6 protein-coding genes and 2 pseudogenes are annotated in these 10,157 nt (G+C 60.7%); 5 read left to right on the top strand and 3 right to left on the bottom strand.

The features are described 5' to 3' along the window. The 3 genes and pseudogenes from AC1DVH_RS15280 to ffh form a co-directional block, all read right to left on the bottom strand. Nucleotides 1-187 (bottom strand): annotated as a pseudogene (locus tag AC1DVH_RS15280) (ribosome maturation factor RimM); the annotation flags it as partial. 5 nt (nt 188-192) lie between these two features. After that, nucleotides 193-444, bottom strand: a complete 252-nt coding sequence (gene rpsP, locus AC1DVH_RS15275; RefSeq protein WP_108214983.1) for a 30S ribosomal protein S16 — start codon at nt 442-444, stop codon at nt 193-195. A 250-nt stretch (nt 445-694) separates the two neighbouring features. Beyond that, complete coding sequence (gene ffh, locus AC1DVH_RS15270; RefSeq protein WP_477754506.1) at nt 695-2,071, bottom strand: signal recognition particle protein; 1,377 nt, start codon at nt 2,069-2,071, stop codon at nt 695-697. Between the two features lie 210 nt (nt 2,072-2,281). Between ffh and AC1DVH_RS15265 the strand changes: the two genes are divergently transcribed. From AC1DVH_RS15265 to rlmF, 5 genes and pseudogenes are all read left to right on the top strand, one after another. Continuing rightward, complete coding sequence (locus AC1DVH_RS15265; RefSeq protein ID WP_477754505.1) at nt 2,282-3,094, top strand: cytochrome C assembly family protein; 813 nt, start codon at nt 2,282-2,284, stop codon at nt 3,092-3,094. A gap of 12 nt (nt 3,095-3,106) precedes the next feature. Beyond that, a complete protein-coding gene (locus AC1DVH_RS15260) occupies nt 3,107-4,339 on the top strand; it encodes a transporter associated domain-containing protein (RefSeq protein WP_477754504.1) in 1,233 nt (410 codons plus the stop codon). Nucleotides 4,340-4,600: 261 nt separating this feature from the next. Beyond that, complete coding sequence (locus AC1DVH_RS15255; protein ID WP_477754503.1) at nt 4,601-5,917, top strand: MFS transporter; 1,317 nt, start codon at nt 4,601-4,603, stop codon at nt 5,915-5,917. Between the two features lie 238 nt (nt 5,918-6,155). Then, nucleotides 6,156-8,993 (top strand): annotated as a pseudogene (locus tag AC1DVH_RS15250) (valine--tRNA ligase); the annotation flags it as partial. Between the two features lie 119 nt (nt 8,994-9,112). After that, complete coding sequence (gene rlmF / locus AC1DVH_RS15245) at nt 9,113-10,141, top strand: 23S rRNA (adenine(1618)-N(6))-methyltransferase RlmF (protein WP_477754502.1); 1,029 nt, start codon at nt 9,113-9,115, stop codon at nt 10,139-10,141. Nucleotides 10,142-10,157 lie beyond the last annotated feature (16 nt).

Raw genomic sequence — 10,157 nt, 5'->3', positions numbered from 1 at the left:
CGCGTCCGCTGACCAGCTCTACCTGCTTTACATTGCCGTCACGCTTGAGCGTCCAGGTTTTGTAGTCCAGCAGGTTTTTAATCGGATCAGTAAAGGAGTACACCTTCACTTCGCCGCGAACGCCGTGAACAGAATAAATCTTGCCGATAACGATCAAATCATCAGCAATGGCTGGCGTCGCGTTCATATTGCTCAGGCCGCAGCCTTAGCAGTTTCCTTCAACAACTGAGCAACGCGCTCAGAAGGTTGTGCACCAACGCTCAGCCAGTAGGCTACGCGTTCTTGGTTCACGGACAGACGAACTTCCTGACCACGAGCAACAGGGTTGAAGTAGCCAACCTGTTCCTTGTGCGAACCGTCGCGCGGGTTGCGGCTGTCGGTTACGGTCAAGTGGTAAAACGGGCGCTTTTTGGAGCCGCCAAGGGCAAGACGGATTGTTAGCATGTGAACATCGTTCCTGTAGTCGGTGCTGCAAATCTAAAGGCACAGCGGGCATGGGTGCCCGAAAGGCCGCATATTCTAAGGAATATCCGGACTTTTGCAAATGACTTTTTCCGGCGGTCTATCGGCCGCCATGCAGATTTGCTATAGAGCCGTCGTTGAAAACGGCCGGTCAGCTCCCGCCAAGTGCGGGTTTGCTGTATATCCCACGTCCGTGTGGGGCTGCGCCGACCTGATGGCCGGCGCGAATTCATTACATTTTAGGCATGCCGCCGCCGGGCAACATTCCGCCCATGCCGCGCATCATCTTGGCCATTCCGCCTTTCGCGGAGAACTTCTTCATCATCTTCTGCATCTGCTTGTGCTGCTTGATCAAGCGGCCTATGTCCTGCACCTGAGTGCCAGAACCCATGGCGATCCGACGCTTGCGCGAACCGCTGATCATCTCAGGGTCGCGGCGCTCGGCCGGGGTCATGGAGTTGATGATGGCTTCCATCTGCTTGAATTGTTTCTCTGCCGCGCCCTGGGCGTTGCCCATCTGCGCCAGATTCACGCCGCCCATGTTCGGCAGCTTGTCCATCAGGCCGCCGAGGCCGCCCATGTTCTTCATTTGTTGCAGCTGATCGCGGAAGTCTTCGAGATCGAAGCCCTTGCCCTTCTTCAGCTTCTTGGCCAGTTTGTCGGCCTTGTCCTTGTCGAGGGTCGCTTCCGCCTGCTCGATCAGGCTGAGTACGTCACCCATGCCGAGGATGCGCGAGGCGATACGCTCAGGATGGAACGGATCGAGCGCTTCGCTCTTCTCGCCCATACCGATGAACTTGATCGGCTTGCCGGTGATCGCACGCACCGACAGAGCGGCACCGCCACGGGCGTCGCCGTCGACCTTGGTCAGGATCACACCGGTCAGCGGCAATGCATCGCCGAAGGCCTTGGCCGTGTTGGCGGCATCCTGGCCGGTCATGGCGTCGACCACGAACAGGGTTTCGACCGGGTTGATCGCGGCGTGCAGGGCCTTGATCTCGCCCATCATCTCTTCATCGATGTGCAGACGACCAGCGGTATCGACGATGACCACGTCGATGAATTTGAGTTTCGCTTCCTTAATAGCCGCTTGCGCGATCTCGACCGGCTTCTGGCTCAGGTCGGACGGGAAGAAGGTAACGCCGACTTCACCGGCGAGCATTTCCAGCTGCTTGATCACCGCGGGACGGTAAACGTCGGCGGACACCACCATGACCGACTTCTTCTTGCGCTCTTTGAGGAAGCGCGCGAGCTTGCCGGCAGTGGTGGTTTTACCAGCGCCCTGCAAACCGGCCATCAGGATGACCGCTGGCGGCACGGCGCTCAGGTTCAAATCTTCGTTGGCCGCGCCCATCAGGCTTTCAAGTTCGGCCTGGACGATCTTCACGAAGGCCTGGCCCGGCGTCAGGCTGCGCGACACCTCGGTACCGACGGCACGCTCCTTGACCGAATTGACGAAGTCCTTGACCACCGGCAGGGCGACGTCGGCTTCGAGCAACGCCATGCGCACTTCACGCAGGGTGTCTTTGATGTTGTCTTCAGTCAGCTTRGCCTTGCCGGTGACATGGCGCAGCGTCTGCGAGAGACGGTCGGTTAAGTTTTCAAACATTGCGCGATCCTTTCAGGCCCTGTGTAGACCGGGATAATGGCGGCCCGGACCGGACTAAACGTGTGCTCGGCGAGCCTGCGGCGTGGGCAGGTCGCGGATTATAGCGAAGACTGTGGCCGGCGGACACCTCGCTGTCGGGTTGCGCGGTCTTTCGTGCGGCGGGGGTTCTATGCCAAACTCAGCGACTTTCGGGCTTGCCTAACAGGATTTATGCTCCCCTTGTCACCCAGCTTGCTAACTACCCTCGCCGCCGCCTGCTTGTATGCCGCTGCGACCATTTACCAGGGCACTCGCCTGGCTTCCGGCGCCAAGGCCAACAAACGCCTGCTGGTCATGCTCGGCGTGCTCGCCGTATTGGCCCATAGCGCCAGCCTGCTCACCCACCTGCTGACCCCGGGCGGCCTGGCCCTGGACTTCTTCAGCGCCGCCAGCCTGATTGCCGTGGCGGTCATCGCACTGACCCTGCTGGCCTGCTCGCGGATTCCGGTAGAGAACCTGCTGATCCTGCTGTTCCCGCTTGGGGCCTTGACCGTGTCACTGGCGCATTTCGCGCCGGCCGGTACGGTGCAGGTCATCGATGAAGAGCCTGGCATCCTCGCCCACATCCTGCTTTCGATTCTGGCCTACGGCATGTTCACCATCGCGGTGTTCCAGTCCTTGCTGCTGCTGGTTCAAGACCACCAGCTCAAGCACAAGCATCCCTCCGGGCTGATCAAGAACTTCCCGCCACTGCAAACCATGGAAAGCCTGCTGTTCGGTTTCCTCTGGGCCGGCTGGACGCTGTTGTCGCTGTCGCTGATTTCCGGCTGGCTGTTCGTCGAGAACCTGTTCGCCCAGCATCTGGTGCACAAAACCCTGCTGGCCTGCCTGGCCTGGGTCGTCTTCAGCGTGCTGCTGTGGGGACGCAATCGCCTCGGCTGGCGCGGGCACAAAGCGATTCGCTGGACCCTGGCCGGTTTTTGCCTGCTGATGCTGGCGTATTTCGGCAGCAAGCTGGTTCGTGAATACATCCTGCATATCTGACGGGCGGCATTAATGGACGACTTGCCCATAGGGCCGATGCTCGCGGTAGTGACCCTGCTGATTTTATGGTCGGGGCTGTTTACCGCCATCGAAGCGGCGCACCAGCATTTGCTGGCCCAGCGCACCGCAACGCGCTCCAGCGACAAACCGGTGGCGAAACTCAGCTTCCCCCTGGCCAGCCTGATTTTTTGCAACACCCTGTGCCGTGCACTGGTGGTAGTCATCAGCACCTTGCTGGCCATTTTCACCTGGGCCGAGAACGGCCCGTGGGTCGCCTGCCTCGGGACGGGTGCCATGTTGCTGGTGTTTTCCGACTACTTGCCACGCGCCCTCGCCACCCGCTATCCGGATGCGATCCTGGCCCAGGGCAACAATCTGCTGCGGGTGCCGCTGAAAATCATCTATCCCGCGGCATGGCTGCTCAATAGCATCAGTCAGTTGCTGACGCGACCATTCGCCCGTAAAACCAAAGTAGTGCAACAAAGTGAAGACGAGGCGCTGACGGAGCGGCATGCGCCCTCCGAAACCGTAAGCCGCCCTCACCCGCTGCCAGGCATCCACGCGCTGGACAACATCACCGTCAATGACATCCTGGTACCGCGCAGCGACGTGGACGGCATCAATCTCGATGACTCCATCGAAGAAATCATCGAACAATTGCGCCACAACAAGCGCACGCGCCTGCCGGTGTTCCACAGTGATATCAACCAGGTCGAAGCCGTCCTCAACACCCGACACATCCTTCACTTGCTGCCCGATGCGATCCTGACCAGGGAAGCGTTGCTGGCGGCCAGCCACGAGCCGTACTTCGTGCCGGAAAGTACCCCGTTGCAGTTGCAGCTGCTCAACTTCCACAAGCAGCAGCGGCGCCTGGGCATGGTGGTCGACGAATACGGCGAAGTGCTGGGCATCGTCACCCTGGAAGACATTCTCGAAGAAATCGTCGGTGAGTTCGAAAGCCAACACAGCGTGGACAATCCGCACATTCATCCGCAAGCCGACGGACGCCTGGTGATCGACGGTGCCGCCTCCATTCGCGAGCTGAACAAGAGCCTCGGCTGGCACCTGCCCAGCGATGGCCCGAAAACCCTGAACGGCTTGGTCACCGAGGCCCTGGAAACCATTCCCGAAAGCACGGTGTGCCTGAAGATCGGCCGCTACCGCCTGGAAATTCTCGAGACCGAGGACAACCGTGTCACGCGGGTGCTGATCTGGCAGACCAGCTCGATGCCTGTGGTTATCTAAAACCCGACACAAATCCCTGTGGCGAGGGGGCCCTCTTGCTCGATCGTTAGCCACCTTCCTATAATCGAACCGCTTACCCAAGCCTCGCCGGCCCCGTGCTTACCCCGCACTTCACAACTTCCGGCCTGTCCACCCGCAAAGCCCGCAACAAACCGACGACTGTTCCTACCTTGAACAGCGACCGTGCCTCCACCCACATCCCTGGGTTCTCGACCATAATAATTCGCTCCACTGGAGCACATGACTGTCAGGGATAACCGCATGACGACCAGCACGACTTACAGCGACTCCACACCTGCACAACCGACGAACTCCGCCACCCGCGTGGCCACCGCGAGTTTCATCGGTACCGCCATCGAGTTCTACGACTTCTACGTCTATGCCACCGCCGCCGCGCTGGTGATCGGTCCGGTGTTCTTTCCGCAGACATCCGGCACCGCCCAGATGCTTTCGGCGTTTCTCACGTTCGGCATCGCCTTCCTTGCGCGCCCCTTGGGTTCGGCCCTTTTCGGTCACTTCGGCGACCGTATCGGCCGCAAGAGTACCCTGGTCGCCTCGCTGCTGCTGATGGGCGTGTGCACCACCCTGATCGGCGTTCTGCCGGGTTACGACAGCATTGGCGCCTGGGCACCGGTCCTGCTGTGTGTCCTGCGCTTCGGCCAGGGCTTGGGGCTGGGCGGCGAATGGGGTGGTGCGGCGTTGTTGGCCACGGAGAACGCACCCAAAGGCAAGCGCGCGTGGTTCGGCATGTTCCCGCAACTGGGTCCATCCATCGGCTTTCTGGCGGCCAACGGCCTGTTCCTGACCCTGGCCGTGGTTCTGGATGATGAACAGTTCCGCTCATGGGGCTGGCGTATTCCGTTCCTGCTCAGCGCCGCACTGGTGATGGTCGGCCTGTACGTGCGCCTCAAGCTGCATGAGACCCCCGTGTTCGCCAATGCCATGGCACGCCAGGAACGGGTGAAGATCCCCCTGTTCGAGCTGTTCGGCCAATACTGGGCGCCCGTATTGCTGGGCGCTGGCGCGATGGTCGTGTGCTACGCGCTGTTTTACATCTCCACCGTGTTTTCCCTGAGTTACGGTGTGACAACGCTCGGCTACAGCCGCGAAACCTTCCTCGGCCTGCTGTGCTTCGCGGTGCTGTTCATGGCTGCCGCCACCCCGCTGTCGGCCTGGGCCAGCGACCGTTACGGGCGCAAACCGGTACTGATCATCGGTGGTGTGCTGGCGATCCTGTCAGGGTTCCTCATGGAACCGCTGCTGACCCAAGGTTCGACCTGGGGCGTGGCGCTGTTCCTGTGCATCGAGCTGTTTCTGATGGGCGTGACGTTTGCGCCGATGGGTGCGCTGTTGCCGGAGCTGTTCCCCACTCACGTGCGCTACACCGGCGCTTCGGCGGCCTACAACCTGGGCGGTATCGTCGGTGCGTCCGCAGCGCCGTTCTTCGCCCAGAAACTGGTGGCGATGGGCGGGTTGAGTTACGTCGGCGGTTATGTGTCCGGGGCGGCGGTGCTGAGTTTGATTGCGGTGCTGTGCCTGAAGGAAACGCGGCATAACGATTTGAATCAGGTCGCCTGACAGACCGCCATCGCGAGCAGGCTCGCTCCCACAGGTTGAGTGTCGTTCACAAAATGCTGGTACGACACATATCCCTGTGGGAGCGGGCTTGCCCGCGATGGCGCCCTCACTGACAAAACACCCCCCGAAAAACCACAACTTTCCCCCACCCATTGTCACCTCGCTCTACGCGCATCGGCTCATCCCCGCTATACTTCCCGGCTTTTCCTGAATAAATGCCAATAGGGTCCCGCCGCGCATGGATAAGACCTACCAGCCGCACGCCATTGAAACTTCCTGGTACAACACCTGGGAGTCAGAGAATTACTTCGCCCCGCAAGGCGCGGGCGAGTCCTACACCATCATGATCCCGCCGCCGAACGTCACCGGCAGCCTGCACATGGGTCACGGCTTCAACAACGCGATCATGGACGCCCTGATCCGTTTCCGCCGCATGCAGGGTCGCAACACCCTGTGGCAGCCGGGCACCGACCACGCCGGTATCGCCACGCAGATGCTGGTAGAGCGTCAGCTCGAAACCAAGGGCCAGAGCCGCCATGACCTGGGCCGCGAGAAATTTCTCGAGAAAGTCTGGGAGTGGAAGGATGAGTCCGGTGGCAACATCAGCCGTCAGATCCGCCGCCTCGGCTCGTCGGTTGACTGGAGCCGCGAGCGCTTCACCATGGACGACGGACTCTCGGAAGCCGTTAAAGAAGCTTTCGTACGCCTGCACGAAGACGGCCTGATCTACCGCGGCAAGCGCCTGGTCAACTGGGACACCAAGCTGCACACGGCGATTTCCGACCTCGAAGTGGAGAACCACGACGAGAAAGGTTTCCTGTGGAACCTGAAATACCCGCTGGCCGACGGCGCCAAGACCGCTGAAGGCAACGATTTCCTGATCGTCGCGACCACTCGCCCGGAAACCATGCTCGGCGACTCCGCCGTGGCCGTTAACCCGAACGATGAACGCTACAAAGCCCTGATCGGCAAATTTGTCGAGCTGCCACTGGTTGGCCGCCGTATCCCGATCATCGCCGACGATTACTGCGACCCTGAATTCGGCACCGGCTGCGTGAAAATCACCCCGGCCCACGACTTCAACGACTATGAAGTCGGCAAGCGTCACAACCTGCCGCTGCTGAACATCTTCGACAAGAACGCAGCCGTTCTTCCAGCGTGCCAGGTGTTCAACCTCGACGGCACGCTGAACGAAACCATCGACGGCAAGATCCCGGCCGAATATGCCGGTCTCGACCGCTTCGAAGCGCGCAAGCAGATCGTCGCCGCGTTTGACGCTGCCGGCCTGTTGGTCAGCGTTGACGATCACGCCCTGAAAGTGCCGAAAGGCGACCGCTCCGGCACCGTCATCGAGCCTTGGCTGACCGACCAGTGGTACGTGTCCACCAAGCCATTGGCCGAGCCTGCGATTGCCGCCGTTGAAGACGGCCGTATCCAGTTCGTGCCGAAACAGTACGAAAATATGTACTTCTCGTGGATGCGCGACATCCAGGACTGGTGCATCAGCCGCCAGCTGTGGTGGGGCCACCGGATTCCGGCCTGGTACGACGAGTCGGGCAAGGTCTACGTCGGTCGCGACGAAGCCGAAGTTCGGGCCAAGCACAACCTCGGACCGGACGTTGCGCTGCAACAGGACAATGACGTTCTCGACACCTGGTTCAGCTCGGGCCTGTGGACGTTCTCCACCCTCGGCTGGCCGGAAAAAACCGAGTTCCTGAAGAAATTCCACTCCACCGACGTCCTGGTGACCGGCTTCGACATCATTTTCTTCTGGGTTGCCCGGATGATCATGCTCACCATGCATTTGGTGAAAAACGAAGACGGCACGCCGCAGGTACCGTTCAAGACGGTGTACGTTCACGGCCTGGTGCGTGACGGCCAAGGCCAGAAAATGTCCAAGTCAAAGGGCAACGTCCTTGACCCGCTGGACATCATCGACGGCATCGAGCTGGAAGAACTGGTGCAGAAACGCACCTCCGGCATGATGCAGCCGAAACTGGCGAAGAAGATCGAGAAGCAGACCCGCGACGAGTTCGCCGAAGGCATCGCCAGCTACGGCACCGACGCCCTGCGCTTCACCTTCTGCTCGCTGGCGTCCACCGGTCGTGACATCAAGTTCGACATGGGTCGCGTCGAAGGCTATCGCAACTTCTGCAACAAGATCTGGAACGCGGCGCGCTACGTGCTGGACAAGGGCGAAGACTGCGGCCAGAACGGCGAAGCCTTTGAGCTGTCCCTGGCTGACCGCTGGATCATTTCGCAGCTGCAACGCACCGAAGCCGAAGTGACCCGCCAGCTTGACCAGTTCCGTTTCGACCTGGCCGCGCAAGCCTTGTACGAGTTCATCTGGAACCAGTATTGCGACTGGTACCTGGAACTGTCCAAGCCTGTGCTGTGGGACGAAAACGCACCGGTCGAACGCCAGCGCGGCACCCGTCGCACCCTGGTTCGCGTACTGGAAGTCGCCCTGCGCCTGGCGCACCCGTTCATGCCGTTCATCACCGAAGAAATCTGGCAGCGCATCGCGCCGCTGGCGGGCATCGATGGCAAGACGATCATGCTGCAACCTTGGCCGGTGGCCAACGAAACACGCATCGATCAGGCCGCCGAAGATGACATCGAATGGCTCAAGGGCCTGATGCTCGGCACTCGCAACATCCGTGGCGAAATGAACATCGGCCCGGGCAAACCGCTGCCGCTGTTCCTGAAGAACGTCAGCGCCGAGGATCAGCGTCGCCTGACCGAGAACGAAGCCCTGCTGAAGAAGCTGGCCCGCCTCGAATCGATCACCGTGCTGGCTGCTGGCGAAGAAGCACCGCTGTCCGCTACCGCTCTGGTCGGCGAGATGGAAGTGCTGGTGCCAATGGCCGGCTTGATCGACAAAGGTGCGGAACTGGCGCGTCTGGACAAGGAAATCCAGCGTCTGCAAGGTGAAGTGCAACGTGTCGGCGGCAAGCTGTCCAACGCCGGTTTCGTTGACAAGGCGCCAGCCGAAGTCATCGAGAAAGAACGCGCCAAACTGGCCGAGGCCGAACAGGCCCTGGGCAAACTGGCCGAGCAGCATGCGCGGATTGCATTGTTTTTAAGCAAAGTCAAAAGATCGCAGCCTGCGGCAGCTCCTACGGGTTCGGCGCATTCGCCATCAATGTGGGACAATGCCCGCCACTTTCAGCCATACCCGAATCGACCACACCCATGACCGCCCCCCGCCCCCCCAAGCCTGCGCGCAAAAAGCCTGCTCCGAAGACTCCGGCCACGGCCGTCTCCCCGAAGGAAAAGGCCAGCCTGCATCCGCGCAATCGCCATCAGGGTCGCTACGACTTTCCGGCGCTGATCAAAAGCGCCCCGGAACTGAAGAAATTCGTGATCATCAATCCGTACGGCAAGGAAAGCATCGACTTCGCCAGCCCGGAAGCCGTGCGGGTGTTCAACCGCGCACTGCTCAAGTCGTTCTATGGCATCGCTCACTGGGACATTCCGGCCGACTACCTGTGCCCACCGGTGCCAGGCCGTGCCGATTACGTGCACTTCCTCGCCGACCTGCTGGCCAGCAGCAATGACGGTGTGATCCCCCGGGGCGCCGCCGTGAAGGTACTGGACATCGGTATGGGCGCCAACTGCGTGTATCCGCTGATCGGTTACAGCGACTATCGCTGGCAGTTCCTTGGTTCCGATATCGATGCGACCGCCATTGCCGCGGCGAAGGCCATCATTCAATCCAATGGCCTGAACAAAGCGATCCAGGTACGCCAGCAGAGCAACCCCAAGCAGATCCTCACAGGCCTGCTGGAGAGCGCAGAGCGGTTCGACCTGACCATGTGCAACCCGCCATTCCACGCCTCGCTGGACGAGGCCACACGGGGCAGCACGCGCAAATGGCGCGCCCTGGGCAAGGCCGATCCGAAACGCAAGCTGCCGGTGTTGAACTTTGGCGGCCAGTCGGCCGAGTTGTGGTGCGAAGGCGGTGAAGTACGCTTCGTGACCCAACTGGTCAGCGAAAGCGTGCAAGTCGCTCAGCAGGTGCTGTGGTTCAGTACATTGGTATCAAAGGCGTCCAACCTGCCAGCGATCCAGACCGCCCTGAAAAAGGCCGGTGCCCTGGAAAGCCAGGTAGTGGAAATGTCCCAAGGGCAGAAGCAGAGCCGCTTCGTCGCCTGGACCTTCCAGAACAAAGCGCAGCAACAAACCTGGCGCCAGGCGCGATGGAGCAACGCTTCAGCGTAGTGAGCGCTTTATCGCG

The organism is Pseudomonas sp. P4_C3 (genome assembly GCF_056402075.1).
The sequence above is the reverse complement of the archived record's forward strand: the minus strand, read 5'-3'. Positions and strand labels throughout refer to the sequence as shown.